The following is a 16,657-nucleotide window of genomic DNA, read 5'->3' on the forward strand; positions in this document are numbered from 1 at the left end:
GATACTTGTGAGGATCAGATCACAAGCCTTTGTTCAAGAATGGCAAAGGTTTGTTTGGCACCCGTTACCAACCGGTCGGCCGCCGGCCCTTCCGCTGGATGTCGGGCCAGCCGTTCCCGCATCGCTGCCCACATCGGCCCGTTCTGCCGCCCATAACCCTGGAAATAGGCATAGCCGGCGCCATCGCGCAGGCCCAGCCGCGTTTCCAGATGCCGGGCGATCACCTGCCCACCCAGGGTGGACCCTTCCAGCACATAAAGCGATCCCATGGCCGCGTCGGCATCCGCCAGCGGCGGCAGGGGGCCGTCCGCTGGCAAGGGGGCCAGGCCAAAATGGGCCAGATCGTCGCTCAACAAGGGTGTCCGGTCACGTCCGGTCAGCAGGTCGCGCTCGTCCGACAACAGCCCGTGGGCCAGCGGCTGCCAGCCGCACCAGAAACGGTGAAACTGCCGCAGAATGGCGTGATAGCGCGCCATCTCCAGGGTGGGGGAGAGCAGGTTCAGTGTCCTTTCCAGCGCTTCATGCTGCGGCCTTGTCTCCACCCGCAGCCGTTCCAGCAGTCGGCTCATGCCCCATCACCCGGCCCCCGCCGCCGTACCACGGCGGCGGTTGGCACGCGCATCCGCACCTGCAACCCGTCGGGTTGCCAGTCGATTTCCGCCTTGCCGGCCAATTGATGTTCCATGTTCTGGCGGATAACCAATGTGCCAAAGCCCCGGCGTTCCGGCGGCGTCACCGGCGGCCCATCGCTTTCCCGCCACTCCAGGGTCAATTGTCGCCCCTGATCGGTAAAGCCCCAGTCGATGGAGAGCCGACCCTCGGGCAGTGACAGCGCCCCATGCTTGGCGGCATTGGTGGCCAGTTCATGCAGCACCATGGCGAAGGCCTGGGCCGCCTCCGGGACCAGCAGCAATTGGGGCCCCTGGATGCTGACATGGCTGGCATAGGGGGCCATTTCCTCCCGCACCAACTGCCCCAGTTCCGCCCCTTCCCAACGTGACCGGGCCAGCAGCGTATGGGCGCGGGCCAGGGCGGCGATGCGGCCTTCGATGGTTTGCACGAAACTGTCGCGCGATGTCATTGGCGTCAGCCGCACCATGGCCAGCACCACCGCCAGCATGTTTTTGGCGCGGTGATCCACCTCCTGCATCAGCAGGGCCTGGCGTTCCTCCGCCGCGCGTCGTTCGGTGGTGTCCAGGGTGATGCCGGCCATCCGCAGGGGCCGGCCCAGCGCATCATAGGTGCCGCGCCCGCGCAGTTGCAGCCAGCAGAGGCTGCCATCCGGGCGCGGTATGCGGCATTCCACGGCCAGTTCGGTGCCATTTTCCAGCGCGGTGGCGACACTCTGCACCACATGCGGCAGGTCATCGGGATGGATGGTGGCGCGCACGGCGGCCCTGCTGACCGTCGCCGGCGCCTGTCCCGCGTTGCCCAAACCCAGATGCCGGGCGCAGACATCGGAAATCACCACCCGGCTGCTTTCGACATCCAGTTCCCAACTGCCCAGGTTGCTGGCCGTCAGCACGAAGCGCAGTCGCGCTTCACTGGCCTTCAGCGCCTCCTCGGTCTCCCGGTGCTGCTGGCGGCGGCGCGCCTCTGTCAGCGCCCGCAGCACGGCGGCGGGCAGCCGCTGCAGCCGCTGTTTGCCGACGAAATCCACCGCACCGCTTTGCAGCGATTCCACCGCCACCTCTTCCCCTAGCACGCCGGAAACGAAGATGAAGGGCACATCGGGCACCGACTGCCGGGCCAGGGCCAGGGCGGCGTTCCCATCAAAGCTGGGCAGGGCATAATCGGACAGGATGAGATCAACACCGCCTTCATCCAGGGCCTGGATGAAGGCGGCACGGGTCATCACCCGCTTGATCTCTACCGTCAGGCCGGTTTCGGTGATGCGTTCGCGCACCAGTTCCGCATCGGCGGGGCTATCCTCCACATGCAGGATGTGCACGGTTTCGGCCGCACCGGGCCGCAATGCCGGATGGGACAGGCTCATAGGCGGGCGGCCTCACGCGGGGGCGGCTCGTTCAGCACGGCCCAGAACATGCCAAGATCGCGGATGGCGGCAAAGAATGCCTGGAAATCCACGGGCTTGACGACGAAGGCATTGACGCCCAGCCGGTAGGAGGCCAACAGGTCGCGTTCCTCCCGCGAGGAGGTCAGCATCACCACCGGCATGGTGCGCAGTTCGGCAGTGCCTTTCAGCACCTCCAGCACCTGCAGCCCATCCACCTTGGGCAATTTCAGGTCCAGCAGCACCACCGCAGGGTCGGTGCTGTTGCGGGCGGCATAACGGCCCCGGCGCAGCAGGTAATCCAAAGCCTCCGCCCCGTCGCGCATGACCACCACATCATTGGCCAGGCCACAGCGTTCCAGTGCTGCCAAGGTCAGTTCGATATCCTTGGGACTGTCTTCCACCAGCAGGATCGGTTTCAATTCCGCCATTTCAATCCGCTCCTTTCCAGACGGGCAAGGTGAAGAAGAAGGCAGCCCCTTCACCCTCCTTGCCCTCCGCCCAGCTACGTCCGCCATGCCGTTCGACAATGCGGCGCACATTGGCCAGCCCGATGCCGGTGCCTTCGAACTCCTCCACATGATGCAGGCGCTGGAAGACACCAAACAGCTTGTCGACATAGGCCATGTCGAAGCCCACACCATTGTCACGGACCGCGAACGTCACTTCATCCGGGCCGGGTCGCGCAGTGATAACGATTTCGGCGGGATTTCGCTCCCTGGTGAATTTCAGCGCATTGTCCAGCAGGTTTTGCATGACCAGCCGCACCATCATCGGGTCGGCCCGCACCACACCCAGATCATCCACCTGCCAGCGGATATCGCGGCCCTGCTGATCGGTGATCAGCCGGTGGCGGGCTTCGCGCAGCACCTCATTCATGTCGGTGCGCCGCAGGTTCAGCGTGGCGCGGCCCATCTGGGAGAAGGAGAGCAGGTTATCCACCAGCGTGCCGGCGGCAAAGGCGGCTTCAATGATGCTGTCAATATAGTGACGGCCGCGCGGGCTGAACCGGTCGCCCTCCCGTTCCCGCAGCAATTCGGCAAAACCGACAATATGGCGGAAGGGTGCCCGCAGATCATGGGAAACGGAATAGGAGAAAGCTTCCAGCTCCTTGTTGGAGCGCTTCAGCTCCGCCGTCAGGGCGGCCAGTTCCTCCGCCTTGCGCAGCACTACCCCGACAATGGCGGAGCGCAGCTCCGCTGCCGCCGCCAGAGCCGCCTCGTCCCAGGCGGCGGACGTATCGCTCACCGTTTCACGCCAGATCTCGAATGACCGGCGCGGGTGCAGGCGGCCATCCTCGACAGACACATGCTTTTCGCCGGGATTGCCACCCCATTCCACGGTCTGGATCACCTCTGGCCGGAACCAGATCACATAGGCCGGATGGATTTGTGAGATGCCGATGGCCAGCATCCCAGCGGCCTGATGCTTGAGGGCGGCGGCTGGGGGCCAGAGGCCGGGCAGATTGTCGGTGGCGAAAACCTCCCGCTCCCCCCGTTCCACCAGCCAGGCGGCCAGCGCCTCCACCTGTTCCTCGGCGGGGGTGTCCCCCAGGCGGATGATATGGTCGCCAAACAGGATGGCCACCCCGGTCGCATCCACCAGCCGGCGCAGATCGTTCTCGCTGCGGGTCAGCGCATCCAGGAAGTTTTCGGATTCCGCCATGCGCGCCAGCAGTACCACCTGCAGGGCGCGCAGTTCATTCCGGCGTTCCGACTGTGCCACCCGGCCCCGTGCCGCCACCTGCAGGGACAGGATCTGGCCCAGATGGTCGCAGGCGGTGCGGACATGGAAGGGAATACGAAAAGGTGCGGAATGATGGCAGGAAATCAGCCCCCAAAGCCGCCCATCGCAGAGGATGGAGACCGACATGGAGGCCAGCGTGCCCATATTGCGCATATATTCCAGATGCACGGGCGAGACACTGCGCAGGGCCGACATGGAAAGGTCCAGGTGAGCCGGGCCTGCGTTGCTGCCATCCGGCGCCAGCCCCAGCAGCGCCACCGGCGGATAATCGACATTGGGGATCATGCGCAGCCGGTTGCGCTGATAAAGCGCGCGGGCCTGGGCCGGAATGTCGGAGGCGGGAAACCGCAGGCCCAGATAGGAGGGCAGGGTGCCATTGCCATCCTCGGCAATTACCTGGCCGTGCCATTGCGCATCAAAACGGTAGATCAGCACCCGGTCGACACCAGTGATGCGGCGCATTTCCCTTGCTGCCAGCGCACACAGGGCCTGTTCGGTTTCCGCCTCGTGCACGGTCTCCACAAAGGCGCGGACCAGCGGATAGACATCCTGGAAGGAAGAAGCGCCGCTGCCGGCCTCCTCCTCCATCTCCAAGATTACCAGATCGTCGCCGCGATGGGCCAGCACATGCAAAGGGCTGCTGCCGCCCTGGCGTGGTGCCAGGGTGCAGAGATGATGCGGCGGCCCCGGTTCCGCCATGCGGATGGCGGCCAGCGCCGGATCGGGCAGGTCTGGCATGGCCTTATCCAGCCGCAAACCCAGGGGTGATTCGCAATCCAACCCCAGATAGGTGCCGGCATTGGCGCTGGCATAGCGGATGACAAGCGTCTCCGGATCCAGGGCCAGTAGAAAACCGAAAGGCTGGATCGCGCCCGGTATATGGATCGGCTCCCGGTCACAGATGGAAAAATCCGGGGGAGCGGCGCTTTCGGTCATGCCTTGCCTTCTATGCTCGGGGCCTCCTGAAATCCTATACAGAGTTGGAATCAATCCTGCGATCAGACGCCCTGCCTATCGCTTGGGGTTTCCGCTTTACCCATAAAGTCGTATTCATCTGGAGAGGGCGGTTTCAGAGGGAGCATAGGGACAGATGACTGACGCGATCAGGCAGGTCAGGGCAAGGGCACGCCGCAAGGCGGCCGGGCTTGTGCGTCTGGAATTCTGGGTACCGGCGGACAAGCGGGATCAGGTGCGTATGCTGGTGGGGGAACTGTTGGCCGAGGGGCCGGCCGTGCCGGCACCGATTGTGGTGCAGCCGCCGGCCATCGCCGCCCCACCCCTGCCGGAACCCGCCGCCGCCGCCCTGCCGGCAACGCCTTCTGTCGTGCCGGAAGTGGCGGGCCGCCGCCGCCGGCTGATCACCGATATTGGCGGTTTGCTGGATTGATCCCCGGCCCTTCGGCGGCCTGATCGGCTTGTGCGGCTGTGGCATCCGGGCCCAGCCGCTGCACCATGGCGGCCAGGGTACCATTGTCCCGCAAGGTCTGAAGGGCGCTGTTCACCGCTGCCACCGTGACAGTACCGGCAGGGGAAACGAGACAGGCGCGGGACACGGGCGGAAGGCCCAGCGTCTCTGTTTGTGCCGTTTCGGCCAGGGCCGGATTTGCCTGCGTTGCCTGCCGCCAGGCCGTGGCCGACAGAACCACGGCATCAAGCCGGCCACCGGCCAGTTTGCGGAGATTGGCCGTGTCGCTGCGGGCATCTTCCCGGATCAGGCTGCTGCTGTTGAACAGGCTTTCCAGCATCGGCGGATAGACAGCGCCCAAGACGGAGCCGACCCGCTTTCCCGCCAGCCCGGCCAATGTCGGGGGGCCGTCGAAATGACGGGAGAGGACAATGATGTCCTGTTCAATGAATAGCGGGCTGCTAAACGTGCTCTCAGCAAAGCCGGGCTCCTGGCCGGCGCTGGCCAGGCAATAGAGATCGATATTACCGCTTACCAGTTCCGGGCCCAACCGGTTGCGGGGCAGGTGTCGGAACTGGGGATCGCGGTCCAGTATCTCTGCCAGCGCCAGCCCCAGTTCATGCAGGAAACCGCCGGCGAGACCGCCGTCTTTCACCCAGGCATAGGGCGGTTCATTGAAATCACCATAGGCCATGATCAGATTGCCCTGGCGGGCACAGGCGGGCGATCCGCATACCACCGCCATGCCCAGCAACATGGCGCCGATCCACCCTCGCATTCCTTGGCAACCCCATTTCCTGAAAGAGAATTCAGCCTAACGGATGGAAGAATGTGGGGTCAAATACAGAATTTATAATAAATTTTAAACAACTCTGCGTAAATGTGCAGATGCGAAAATGCAATTCCCGACCGAAGGGCGCAGGGCAAAGATTGATCTTTGTTAATTGTTACTCATGACTATTTTTCTGCTGGATCGGTGAAAAAAACGCCTTGGTGGTTTTACAGGGAGACGGTGGGGTTGCTTTTGCGACGGACCATCTTGCCTCGCCCGCCCGGCACCTCCGCCATGAAGATCACCAGATTAAGGCTGCCGGCAATCACCTCCACAAACTTGTCGCCCGTGCTGGGCAGCCGCACCTTGCGTTCGATGCAGAAATTCACCAGCGATGCCGCCAGTTCGGCGGCAGAGCGTTGGATGGGGGTGCGCTTGCCGTCATTATCCTCAATGATCAGGGTGGCGGAGACCGGCTCCTCAATCAGTTCCAGCGCCACCACTTGGCCGACCGGAATGGGCAACCGCTGCTTGCGCATCAGGTCGATGATGGCCTGGATGGATTCCCGCTCGGTAAAACCCAGGGTGCGCATTTCCTTCATATCCGGTTCTCCTGCCGCTCTTCATCCGCAGGGTGCGATGGCGGCGTGCCGGATGCAAGTCTGTGCGTATTTTTCAGCGCCAGCAGGGTCTGGTGGAACTGCATCAACCGATCCTCATTGGCGCCCAGCAGGGCCGGGCGGTCGGCACTGGCGGTGCCGATCTGCACCTCCGCCGCGATGGCGCGATCTTCCCCCAGCAGGGTTTCGTTCAGCGCGGTCAGGTGGCTTTCCACCGCCGCGCGGGCGGCCCCTTGCTTGCCGCCCAGGGCCAGACAGAGGCGGTAGCGCAGCGTGAAACGGCCGGGGCCGGTCGGCTCATAAGTCTGGACGGAGATCAGGCGGCCGGCAGTGATGCCGATGGCCAGATTGGGGAACAGGTGCAGATGGACATAATGGTCCAGCCCTGGCACGGCCAGCAGCCCCAGCCGCTTGCCCACCCCCTCCCACCAGCGCAGCGCCTCTGCCCGCATCCCGGCATGGCCGATGGAGTGCGGGCCCTGATATGCCACCCGCCAGGTGCCATCCACCACGCTGCGGAAGCTTTCCGGGTGAACGGCATCGACGTGATAGACCTCCAGCACATTTTCGATGCCGATCTTCCAGTCGGCTGCCCAGGGCTGGGCCACCTGGCTGAAGGCGGGGCCGAACCCGTCGGACAGGCGTTGCAGCAATTCCCCGTGCGGGGCCATCGCATCGGCCAGCGATGGCCCCTCGGCGGCGATGCGGACGAAGATGAAACGGCCGATCCGGTCCAGCGCGAAACGTTTCAGGGCCAGCCCCTGCTTGGCCGCGCGGTCCAGGCCGAAACAATCCGCGTTGCCGGGAATGCCCAGCGGAACGCCCTCCCGATCATAGGCCCAGCCGTGATAGGGGCAGCGCAATCCGCTATCCTGCCCGGCCTCTGCCGCCTTCAGCCGGGCGAATCGATGGGTGCAGACATTGCGGAAGGCGCGTAAATCGCCATCCATATTGATCACCAGCACCGGCTCACCAGCGATCTGCCGGGTCAGGAAACGGCCCGGTTCCGCCAGTTCCTCGGCAAAGCCGACAAACTGCCACTGGTGGGTAAAGATGCCGGCCTGTTCGGCGGCATAAAGGCCCGGGTCCAGGTAATCGGCGGGGTGGAGCAGGGCGGGTTTGGCGATCATGCGCGGGCGGCCCCCGAAAGGCGGCCCGGCGGCGGCTGCCGAGCCTGTCCTGCCGGGATATCCTGCCCGGATGTGGGGTGCAAGCAACCCTTGCATCGGGGGGCTGCGTTTGCGCACTCTGCCGCCCATGAACGCCGCACCCCCCGCCAATATCCAATCTGTTCTGGACCATCTTGATGCCGGCCGGCCCGATCAGGCCGAAGCGGCCCTGGCCGGCTTGCTGGGGGAGGGGGCGCCGGCCCCCCTCTGGGGGCTGGGCGGGGTGGTGGCGGCGGGGTTGGGCCGGTATCGGCTGGCGGCCGACCGCTTCGCCCAGGCCCTGCGGCTGGCCCCGGATCAGCCCAACCATAGCGCCAATCTGGCGGGTGCCCTGGTGAAGCTGGGCCGGCTGGCGGAGGCCGAACAGTTGTTGCGGCAAGTGCTGGAAAAACATCCCGCTCATCCGGGCGCGGCGGCGACATTGGGGGCGGCCCTGCATGGTCAGGGCCGTTTCGCCCAGGCCCGCGCCTTTCTGGAACAATCGCGGGCCATGCGGCCCGACGATCCGGCCCTGCTGGTCAGCCTGGGCACGGTGGCCAAGGATCTGGGAGACCTGTCCACGGCGATCAACGACCTGCAGCGGGCGGTGCAATTGGCGCCGGGCGATGCCACGGCGCGCTGGAATCTGGCCGTCGCCCTGTTGACCGCCGGCCGCTGGCGGGAGGCCTGGCCGTTGGTGGAGGCGCGCCGCCACCACCCGGATTACGCCCTGGCCAGCCATGCCGGCCCCGCCTGGACCGGCCAGCCGCTGGCAGGGCGCACCCTGCTGGTCCATGCCGAACAGGGGCGCGGCGATGTGCTGCAACTGGCCCGGTTGCTGCCGGCGGTGGCGGCCTGGGGCGCGCGGCTGGTGGTGGAATGCCAGCCGGAACTGGTAAGGCTGATGGTGCGTGTGCCCGGTGTGGCCAAGGCGGTGCCGCGCGGGGCCCCATTGCCCGCCTATGATCTGCAATGCGCGATGATGAGCCTGTGCGGCCCGCTGGGGGTGGAGGCGGACAAGGTGCCGGGCCCCGCCATCTGGCTGTCGGCCGACCCGGCGGAACAGGCGGCCTGGGCCGACCGGCTGGAAGGGCCGGGCCTTCGGGTCGGCCTGTGCTGGGCGGGCCAGCCGGCCAACCCGGTGGATGCGCGCCGGTCGCTGCCCTTGGCGGCGCTGCATCCACTGGCGGCGGTGCCGGGTGTGCGCTTTGTCTGCCTGCAACAGGGGCCGGCGGCGGCCCAGGCGGCGGACTGGCCGGGTGGGATGGTTCAGGCCGACCTGCCGGATTTCGCCGCCACGGCGGCGCTGGTGGCCAATCTGGATTTGGTGATCAGTGTCGATACGGCCGTCGCCCATCTGGCCGGCGGGCTGGGCCGGCCGGTCTGGTTGCTGAACCGTTTTGATGGCTGCTGGCGCTGGCTGAAGGATCGGCCGGATTGCGGCTGGTATCCCGGCCTGCGCCAGTTCCGCCAGCGTGTGCCGGGGGACTGGTCCTATCCCGTCTCCCTGCTGGCTGCCCGGTTGCGGGCACAGGCCAGCCGATAGCCGTTACCACCCTGAGACGATAGCGCTTTGCCCATGATGACGCCCGTAACCTTCACCACCCCGCAGCAGCAGACCATCACCCTGCGGCCTGCCGCCGATCCTGGCGATGTGGACAGGGTGGTGCAACTCGGCAACCAGATCCATCAGGACCATCAGGAACATCCGGATGTGTTTCACAGCCGTTTCACCCTGTTCCCCCAGGGGCTTTGGCTGGCGGAGCGGGAGGATGGGCGCTTGCTGGGCTATGCCGTTTCCCATCCGCTGGCGCTGAATGCCAGTGTGCCGCTGGATGTGGTGCTGACCGGCCCCCTGGCGCGCGATGTGCTCTATATCCACGATGTCGCCACTGACCCCGCCGCGCGCGGCCTTGGGTTGGGGGAAAGGCTGCTGGACCGGCTGATCGCCGTGGCAAAGGCGGAGGGGATTGGCCAACTGGCACTGACGGCGCTGGATGGGCTGGCCCCCTATTGGGCGCGCTTTGGCTTTGTAGAAACCGATGTGCCGGCGCTGCGGGCCAAGCTGGCTTCCTATGGTCCTGGTGCGGCCTATATGTTGCGGGCCTTGTAGGCGGCGATCCGGTCCAGCAGGGCGCGCGCCACGCGGGGGGCACCCTGGCCGTCGATGCCAGCGATGCGGCGGGACAGGTCCGCCCGCGCTGGCAGATCAGCCCAGAGCCGCAAGCTGCTTTCCGTCACGGCCCCGGCGGCATCGGCCTTGTCCATCCCCCGCGCGTCCAGCACGGCGGCCCAGCCGCGCGCGCGGGCATCGGCGGCGGCGGCGGCCTGATTATCCACCACGGCGACCAGCAGGCAGGGCGTGGCCAGGGCGGCCATTTCCGCCACCGTGCCGCCCCCGGCGGTAATCGCCAGCCCACAGCCGGCGATCAGCCGCCCCATCTCCCGCGTATCCACATGCAAGGCCACGGCGGGAAAGCGCGCGGCGGCGGCCCGGCAACAGGCCAGCGCCGGGTTGCTGCCCCCCACCACCACATCCAGCCCCACACCGTCGGGCAGCAGCGGGGCCAGCCGCTTGATCACCGGTACGGTCAGCCCCGCCGGATCAGACCCGCCAAAGGTGACCAGGATTCGGGCGCGTTCCGCCAAGGCCGGCCGGGGGGCGCTGATCCGGTCGCGGATTTCCCGCCGGATCAATACATGCGCATCCCCCAGCAGCAGCTTCGCCCCCGGTGCCAGCCTGTCATAGGGCAGGGTGTGCGCCTGTGGCGATGGATTCCAGACCAGATCGGCGAACAGGGGCCGGTCGGCCAGATCATCCAGCGCCAGCACCGGCCCGCCGGCCTGCCGCATTGCCGCCCGCCAATCCGCATCCAGCCAGTAGCTATCCACCACCAGGGCCTTGGCCCCGATGCGCTGATACAGCGCCAGCATGTCGGCCGCGTCATGGGCGGGGTCGATCAGGTGATGGGCGATCCCCTCCGCCGCCAGCCGGTCGCGCAGGGATGGGGTGATGCGGCTGCCGCAAAAGGCCGCATCGGCCCCCAGCTCCCGCAAGGCTTCGGCCAGCGCCAGACAGCGCATGACATGGCCGGTGCCGATGTCGACTGCGGCATCGGCGCGGATCAGCACCAGGGGTGGGGGCCTCGGGGTGGCGGTCATGGACATGGGCCCAGTATGGCCAGCGCCCAAGCCCTTGGAAAGGCTTTGCATCGGGGGTGGGCGCGGGTGCATCCTGTGCCGGTCATGGCCTTCACGATCCGCAACCGCACCCTGGACCAGATCGCCCGCCGCGCGCTGGCGGATTGGCGCAACCTGCCCTATGACCTGCTGCCCTTGTCCGGCGGTCCGGCGCGGCGCTACTGGCTGGCCCGGCTGGCGGCCCTGGCCTGCCCGCGCAGCCCGCAAGCCCCGGATGATCCGCGCGCCCTGGCCCTGCTGGGGCAGTTGGAAGATCGCGGCTGGACGGAGCCGCTGGGGCTGGTCAGCCCCGAACAGGCGGCGTTGATGCGCCAGGCCCTGCAGGCCCAACCCTGCCACGATCCCTATCGCCCGCATCTGGGGGATTTCCCGCCCGACGCGGTGCCCAGCCCGGAAACCAATATGGGTTATTACCGGGTCGACCAGTTGCTGGCCGTGCCGGGCCTGTTGGGAATTTTCAATCATCCGCTGGTTTTGCGGGTTGCAGAGCTTTATCTGGGCTGCAAGCCCACCATCGATAATATCGGCGGCTGGTGGTCCTTTGCCGGGCGGGATGCGGCGAAGGGCACGCAATGGTTCCACCGCGACTGGGACAATATCCGCGCCATCAAGCTGTTCATATATCTGACCGATACCGGGCCGGAGGATGGGCCGTTTGAGTTTGTCGAAGCCTCCCACCGCGATGAACGGCTGGTGGAGATCAACCGGATGGACGATGAAAAGGTCGCCCAAACCATGGCGGACCTGCCCTTGCGCCGCTTCACCGGGGCGGCGGGGATGGTGTTCCTGGCCGATACGTTCGGCGTGCATCGCGGCTTGCTGCCGCGCGCGCAATCCCGGCTGATGGTGACGGCGCAATATGGCATCTGGCGCACCCCCTTCACCCCGCAACAGCCGATATTGCCCCGCCAACCGGGGTTGGACCCCTATATCAACCGGGCGGTGATGCGATGAAGGCCAATGCTGCTGCCCTGGAGGCTGAACTGTCCCGCCGGCTGGCCGCCTATCGTGCCGGCCGTGATTGGCGGGTGCTGGAGGAGTCGGCGGCCGCTGCCCTGGACCTGACGGGTCGCCCGGTGGCCCTGTTGGGGGCTGGATCGGTGCTGGCCCAACCGTTTGTGGCGGCGGCCCTGGCGCGGCTGGATGTGCGGCTGCTGGTGGATAATGCCCGCATCGGCCAGACCATGGGCGGCCATGTCATGGCCGGTGATGCCGCCCTGGCGGCGGTGGCTGCTGCGACACCGGGGCTGATCGCCGTCACCTGTGCCGCCGGGGAAGGGGGCATGGCGCATTTCACCCGGCTGGCCGACGGGTTGGGGCTGCCGGTGCTGGGCCTGTTCCAGGCCATGCGGCGGCTGGACCTGCACCATATTGCCGGCGATGCGGCCCTGATCGACCATGCCGATCCGGATCGGCTGGTGACAGCCCTGGAACGCATCGCCGTCAAGGGCTGGTTCCAGGATGCGGCCAGCCGGGCCGCCCTGGCCGGGCTGGCGCTCTATCGCCTGTCCTGGGATGATCGCTGGCTGGCAGGCTTGCGCGATCCGGGCGGGATATATTTTGGCAGCGATGCGTTGGATGTGGGTCCGGATGAGGTGATGGTGGATGGGGGTGCCCATACGGGCGACAGTATCGCCGATCTGGCCCGCCATACCGGCGGGCGCTGGCGTTCCGTCCATGCGTTTGAACCCGATCCCGCCAATGCCGACAAGCTGGCGGCGGCCTGGGGCGGGCGGGCCGATGTGATATTGCATCGGCTCGGCCTGTGGCGGCAGAGCGGGGAACTGCGCTTTAACGGGGCCGGCCAGTCCGGCAGCGCGCTGGCCGACGATGGTGACATGCTGGTGCCGGTGCGGGCGCTGGATGATCTGGATATCGGCCCTGTCAGCCTGATCAAGCTGGATGTGGAAGGGGCGGAGGCGGCGGCCTTGCAGGGGGCGGCGGCGACGATCCGCCGCCATCGCCCGAAACTGGCCCTGTCCGCCTATCACCGTGCCGGCGATCTGGCCGATCTGCCGGCGTTGGTGGATGATATCCAGCCGGGCTATCATTTCCGCCTGCGCCACCATGGCGCGGCCTGGTTCGACAGTGTGATCTATGCCACCTGGGAAGGTGGTAGCGGGAAGGGGGACGGGCGATGAAATCGGTCATCAATGGGGTGCGCATCGCCGGCATCCGCACCGTGGTACCGCGTGAACGCCATTCCTATGTCGAGGAGCCCGGCATTTTCACGGCGGAGGAGGCGCGCAAGCTGCACGCCAGCATCGGCGTCTATGAAAGGCGCGTGCTGCCCCGGCCCTGGTGCGCGTCGGACATGTGCCGTGCGGCGGCAGAGGGGCTGCTGGCCCAACTGGGCTGGGATCCCGCCAGCGTGGATGTGCTGATCTTTGTCAGCCAGGATGCGGATTATGTGCTGCCGGTCACCGCGGCGGTGCTGCAGCGCCATCTGGGCCTGTCGTCAGGGGCCGCCTGTTTTGACGTGACGCTGGGCTGTTCCGGCTATGTCTATGGGCTGTGGATGGCCGGGCGGCTGCTGGGCGGGCAGGTGAAGCGGGCGCTGGTGCTGTGCGGCGACAATTCCACCCGTTACCTGCACCCGGAGGATAAGGCCACCCTGCCGCTGTTCGGCGATGCCGGGTCGGCCACGGCGCTGGAACTGGCGGAGGACGCCCCCCCGATCCGCGTGGCGCTGGGCACCGATGGGGCGGGGGCCAAGCATATTTTCGTCAAGGCCGGCGGCAAGCGCGATTGCCTGATCCCTAGCGACCCGCCCAAGTCAGAGGCGGAGATGCAGCGGCTTTACCGCGATGCCCGCCTGCAATTGAACGGGGCGGAGGTGTTTGCCTTCACCCTGCGCGCCGTGCCCGGTTTGCTGAAAGAGGCATTGGCCGATGGCGGCATCACCACCGATGATCTGGATTTCCTGGTGCCGCATCAGGCCAACAAGATGATGCTGGAGCATATCCGCAAGAAGATTGGCTGTGCGGCAGACAAATACATCATTGATATGGAGAAGTTCGGCAATACCAGCAGCGCCTCCATCCCGCTGGCCATCTGTTCCCGGCTGGGCGGGGAACTGGCGGCGGGGCGGAAAAAGCTGCTGCTGGCGGGGTTCGGGGTGGGCTGGTCCTGGGGCACAGTGCTGGCCGATATCGGCCCCATCCCGGCCCCCACCCTGGCCGAACTGCCCGCCGATTATCCGGTGATGGAGGTGGGGTGAGGGCTGCCCCCGTGCAACTGCCCGCCGAACCCTTCCCCTGGCCGTTCGACGGCCCTGCCTATCGCATGGCGATGGGCTTGCGCACGCTGGCGCCGGCGGACTGGCTGTCGCCGGATGCCGGCTGGCCGGGGCAACTGGCCCGCCGGGCCGACCTGTTGCGACAACGCAAATGGGATGTGCTGGCCCTGATGCCAGAGGCGAAGGCAGCCGCAGAGGAGATGCTGGAACTGCTGTTCCAGCATCTGGCGACCCAGCATTCGTCATGGTTCCAGCGCCAGGGGGCGGGCTTGTTTTCCGCCATCGGCGGGGCCGTGATGCAGCCGGCGGATTTTGACCATCCGCTGCATCTGCTGGGCTATCTGCTGCCCGATGATCTCTGTCTGCTGACGCCATCCGCCGGGGGCTGGCGGCTGACCGGTGGGGTGGTGTGCTTTCCATCGCACTGGCTGTTGCCGCACAAGCTGGGCAAGCCGCTGCCCGGCATCCATCGCCCGGTGCCGGGCTATGATGCCACGCTGGCCATGCCGGTAGACCGGTTCTTTGACAGGTTGACCCCTGGTCGCCTTGTCTGGCGGGCCAATTGGGGCCTGTCGGATGATGCCGACCTGTTCCAGCCTGGCGGCCCCCGCCCACCCCCGGCAGATGAGCCGGTGACGGTGGAGAATGCCGGTCAGCGCCTGTTCCTGCGGGTGGAAAAACAGACGTTGCGGAAACTGCCCGGCAGCGGCGCCGTGCTGTTCACCATCCGCACCCATCAGCGGGCGTTGGCGGCGCTGACGCCTGAACAGCAAGCCCATTTTGCCGCCATCCTGCGGTCAGTGCCGGATGATGTGGCACGTTACAAGGGCCTGGATCGCAATGGGCCGCTGGCGCTGGGCGCTTTGAGTTAGGACGGTTTGGCCTCCTGCGTCGCCTCGATCAGCGTGGTGCCCACCGGGGATACCGTCATATTGACGAACTGTTCCTTTTCCACCGGCGCGGCGCGGCGGCTGATGCGATAGGCCCCCCAGACGGCGACCAGCCCCTGGGCCAGCACCACCAGCCAGGGCAGGCCGTTGCGCCCCATTGCCTCCATCATGGCCCCACCCAGCAGCGGCCCCAGCGCCATGCCGGAACCCTGGACGATCAGCAGCCCGCCGGAAGCGGCAATAAATTCCGTGGGATGTACGCTGTCATTCACATGGGCCACGACAATGCCATAGGTGGGCAGCACCACCCCGCCAAAGGCAAAGACCAGGAAGAACACCCAGCCCGGCGCCATGCCCTGCGGCAGAAACAGCATCATGGCGGCCAGCAACAGGGCGGAGGCCAGCGCCACCACGATAACCAGCCGCCGCCGGTCCATCCGGTCGGAAAGAAAGCCCAGCGGCCAGGTGGTGGCAAAGGCCCCCAGGATGGCACAGGCCATGAACAGGGCGATGCCCTGATCGTCAAACCCGGCCTGCTGGGCGTAAAGCGGCCCCAGCGCATAAAAGGCCCCTGTGCTGATACCGCAGAGGAAGGCTGCCACCAGCCCGAAGGGCGATTGGCGGTAAAGGTGCCGCAGGTTGGCCCGCGTCCGTGCCCCCACCTCTGCCGGGGCCTGCGATTTCGACAGGGCCACCGGCACCAGGGCGATGGAGATGATCAGGGAGACACAGGCGAACAGCATGAACCCGCCCGGATCAGCCAGCGGCAGCAGCATCTGCCCGCCCACTGCAGCGATCAGCCCGGTCATGGAATAGATGCCCAAGATCTGCCCGCGCACGGCGGGTGTGGCGGATGCGTTCAGCCAGCTTTCCACCGACATCAGCAGGCCCGCAAAACACAGGCCCGTCACCATGCGGAAACCGATCCAGGCGACGGGGTGAACCAGCATCACATGCAGCAACGCCGACGCCGAGGCCAGGGCCGCCAGGGCGGCAAAGGTACGGATATGGCCGACCGACTGAATCAGCGTGCCGGCCGTCAGCGACCCCAGCACCAACCCGATGGAAAAGCCGGACCCGATCAGGCCCACCTGGGTGGGGCTGAATGCCTCCAGCCCCCCGCGCACCGCCAGCAATGTGCCCTGCAGGTTATTGCCCAATTGCAGCAGGCCAAAGCCCAGCAACAGCGCCGCCAGCGTGGCCAGCGTTCCCATCAGATTGGACCGCATCACCCTTCTCCGTCATTCATCCTGAGAAGGAGAACGCTTGGGGGCGTGATTGGGCACAGGCGAAGGGCGGGTTTTATGGTGCGTTGTGATATTTTTCCCAGTTTTTCAGTGCATTAAGTGTCGCTTCTGCCTTCGCCGGGGTGACGGTGAAATTAAATTCAAAGGAATTTTCCGGACAGACACTCAGGCGCATTATTTCGCCGGTGTTTCATCCATGAACCGTGCGAAGAAGCTCTGAACCACTGCATTGCTGACAAAACGTCCAGCATCCACATCTGCAATACCGACTTCGATACTTGCCAGAATCAGGGCCTCATCGTCCAATTTGCCACTGGTACTTTCTGACAGATGCAGGGTCATCGTGGACATTGGCACGCCTCACCAGGAGCACGAG

Annotated in this window: 17 protein-coding genes; 7 read left to right on the forward strand and 10 right to left on the reverse strand. The window is 66.2% G+C overall.

The annotated features are described in order from the left end of the window. Window positions 1-14 precede the first annotated feature (14 nt). From CHB97_RS05555 to CHB97_RS05570, 4 genes are read right to left on the reverse strand one after another with little or no spacing between them, the layout of a single operon-like run. A complete protein-coding gene (locus CHB97_RS05555) occupies window positions 15-569 on the reverse strand; it encodes a biliverdin-producing heme oxygenase (RefSeq protein ID WP_089286976.1) in 555 nt (184 codons plus the stop codon). Continuing rightward, a complete protein-coding gene (locus tag CHB97_RS05560; protein WP_089286977.1) occupies window positions 566-1,996 on the reverse strand; it encodes an HWE histidine kinase domain-containing protein in 1,431 nt (476 codons plus the stop codon). The genes CHB97_RS05555 and CHB97_RS05560 overlap by 4 nt, the downstream gene beginning before the upstream one ends. Beyond that, the gene (locus CHB97_RS05565) at window positions 1,993-2,445 is read right to left on the reverse strand and encodes a response regulator (protein ID WP_089286978.1); all 453 of its coding nucleotides are present in this window, start codon (window positions 2,443-2,445) and stop codon (window positions 1,993-1,995) included. Before CHB97_RS05565 ends, CHB97_RS05560 begins: the two co-directional genes overlap by 4 nt. 1 nt (window position 2,446) lies before the next feature. Further along, complete coding sequence (locus CHB97_RS05570) at window positions 2,447-4,696, reverse strand: ATP-binding protein (protein WP_089286979.1); 2,250 nt, start codon at window positions 4,694-4,696, stop codon at window positions 2,447-2,449. 154 nt (window positions 4,697-4,850) lie between these two features. Here CHB97_RS05570 and CHB97_RS05575 point away from each other — a divergent pair, with 154 nt between their 5' ends. After that, entirely contained in the window at window positions 4,851-5,147 is a 297-nt protein-coding gene (locus tag CHB97_RS05575) for a hypothetical protein (RefSeq protein WP_089286980.1), read from the forward strand. Here CHB97_RS05575 and CHB97_RS05580 read toward each other — a convergent pair. From CHB97_RS05580 to CHB97_RS05590, 3 genes are all read right to left on the reverse strand, one after another. After that, a complete protein-coding gene (locus CHB97_RS05580; RefSeq protein WP_089286981.1) occupies window positions 5,119-5,943 on the reverse strand; it encodes an ABC transporter substrate-binding protein in 825 nt (274 codons plus the stop codon). The two genes, CHB97_RS05575 and CHB97_RS05580, sit on opposite strands and share 29 nt — an antisense overlap. 221 nt (window positions 5,944-6,164) lie before the next feature. After that, window positions 6,165-6,539: a hypothetical protein gene (locus CHB97_RS05585; protein ID WP_089286982.1), complete on the reverse strand. Its 375-nt coding sequence runs from the start codon at window positions 6,537-6,539 to the stop codon at window positions 6,165-6,167. Beyond that, window positions 6,536-7,687, reverse strand: a complete 1,152-nt coding sequence (locus CHB97_RS05590) for an SRPBCC family protein (RefSeq protein WP_089286983.1) — start codon at window positions 7,685-7,687, stop codon at window positions 6,536-6,538. Before CHB97_RS05590 ends, CHB97_RS05585 begins: the two co-directional genes overlap by 4 nt. Before the next feature lie 127 nt (window positions 7,688-7,814). Between CHB97_RS05590 and CHB97_RS05595 the strand changes: the two genes are divergently transcribed. After that, window positions 7,815-9,251, forward strand: a complete 1,437-nt coding sequence (locus CHB97_RS05595; RefSeq protein WP_160105593.1) for a tetratricopeptide repeat protein — start codon at window positions 7,815-7,817, stop codon at window positions 9,249-9,251. A 33-nt stretch (window positions 9,252-9,284) separates the two neighbouring features. Beyond that, window positions 9,285-9,818: a GNAT family N-acetyltransferase gene (locus CHB97_RS05600; RefSeq protein WP_089286985.1), complete on the forward strand. Its 534-nt coding sequence runs from the start codon at window positions 9,285-9,287 to the stop codon at window positions 9,816-9,818. Here CHB97_RS05600 and pseG read toward each other — a convergent pair. Continuing rightward, window positions 9,797-10,867 carry a UDP-2,4-diacetamido-2,4,6-trideoxy-beta-L-altropyranose hydrolase gene (pseG, locus tag CHB97_RS05605; protein WP_160105595.1) on the reverse strand — a complete coding sequence of 357 codons (1,071 nt, stop codon included), beginning with the start codon at window positions 10,865-10,867 and terminating at the stop codon, window positions 9,797-9,799. The genes CHB97_RS05600 and pseG overlap by 22 nt on opposite strands. An 84-nt stretch (window positions 10,868-10,951) precedes the next feature. On the opposite strand from pseG, the gene CHB97_RS05610 reads away from it, so the two are divergent. From CHB97_RS05610 to CHB97_RS05625, 4 genes are read left to right on the forward strand one after another with little or no spacing between them, the layout of a single operon-like run. Further along, on the forward strand, window positions 10,952-11,860 hold the full coding sequence (locus CHB97_RS05610; protein WP_143270726.1) for a hypothetical protein: 909 nt from the start codon (window positions 10,952-10,954) through the stop codon (window positions 11,858-11,860). Further along, the gene (locus tag CHB97_RS05615) at window positions 11,857-13,047 is read left to right on the forward strand and encodes an FkbM family methyltransferase (RefSeq protein WP_089286988.1); all 1,191 of its coding nucleotides are present in this window, start codon (window positions 11,857-11,859) and stop codon (window positions 13,045-13,047) included. The genes CHB97_RS05610 and CHB97_RS05615 overlap by 4 nt, the downstream gene beginning before the upstream one ends. Further along, window positions 13,044-14,126, forward strand: coding sequence for a 3-oxoacyl-ACP synthase III family protein (locus CHB97_RS05620; protein ID WP_089286989.1), 1,083 nt, complete (start codon window positions 13,044-13,046; stop codon window positions 14,124-14,126). Before CHB97_RS05615 ends, CHB97_RS05620 begins: the two co-directional genes overlap by 4 nt. Next, window positions 14,123-15,016 (forward strand): DUF3445 domain-containing protein, encoded by an 894-nt coding sequence (locus tag CHB97_RS05625; protein ID WP_143270730.1) that lies wholly within the window; start codon window positions 14,123-14,125, stop codon window positions 15,014-15,016. The genes CHB97_RS05620 and CHB97_RS05625 overlap by 4 nt, the downstream gene beginning before the upstream one ends. Here CHB97_RS05625 and CHB97_RS05630 read toward each other — a convergent pair. After that, on the reverse strand, window positions 15,013-16,263 hold the full coding sequence (locus CHB97_RS05630; protein ID WP_089286991.1) for an MFS transporter: 1,251 nt from the start codon (window positions 16,261-16,263) through the stop codon (window positions 15,013-15,015). The genes CHB97_RS05625 and CHB97_RS05630 overlap by 4 nt on opposite strands. A 192-nt stretch (window positions 16,264-16,455) precedes the next feature. After that, window positions 16,456-16,632: a hypothetical protein gene (locus tag CHB97_RS26310; RefSeq protein ID WP_160105597.1), complete on the reverse strand. Its 177-nt coding sequence runs from the start codon at window positions 16,630-16,632 to the stop codon at window positions 16,456-16,458. Window positions 16,633-16,657 lie beyond the last annotated feature (25 nt).

This window comes from Azospirillum sp. RU38E (assembly GCF_900188385.1).
Taxonomy (GTDB): domain Bacteria; phylum Pseudomonadota; class Alphaproteobacteria; order Azospirillales; family Azospirillaceae; genus Niveispirillum.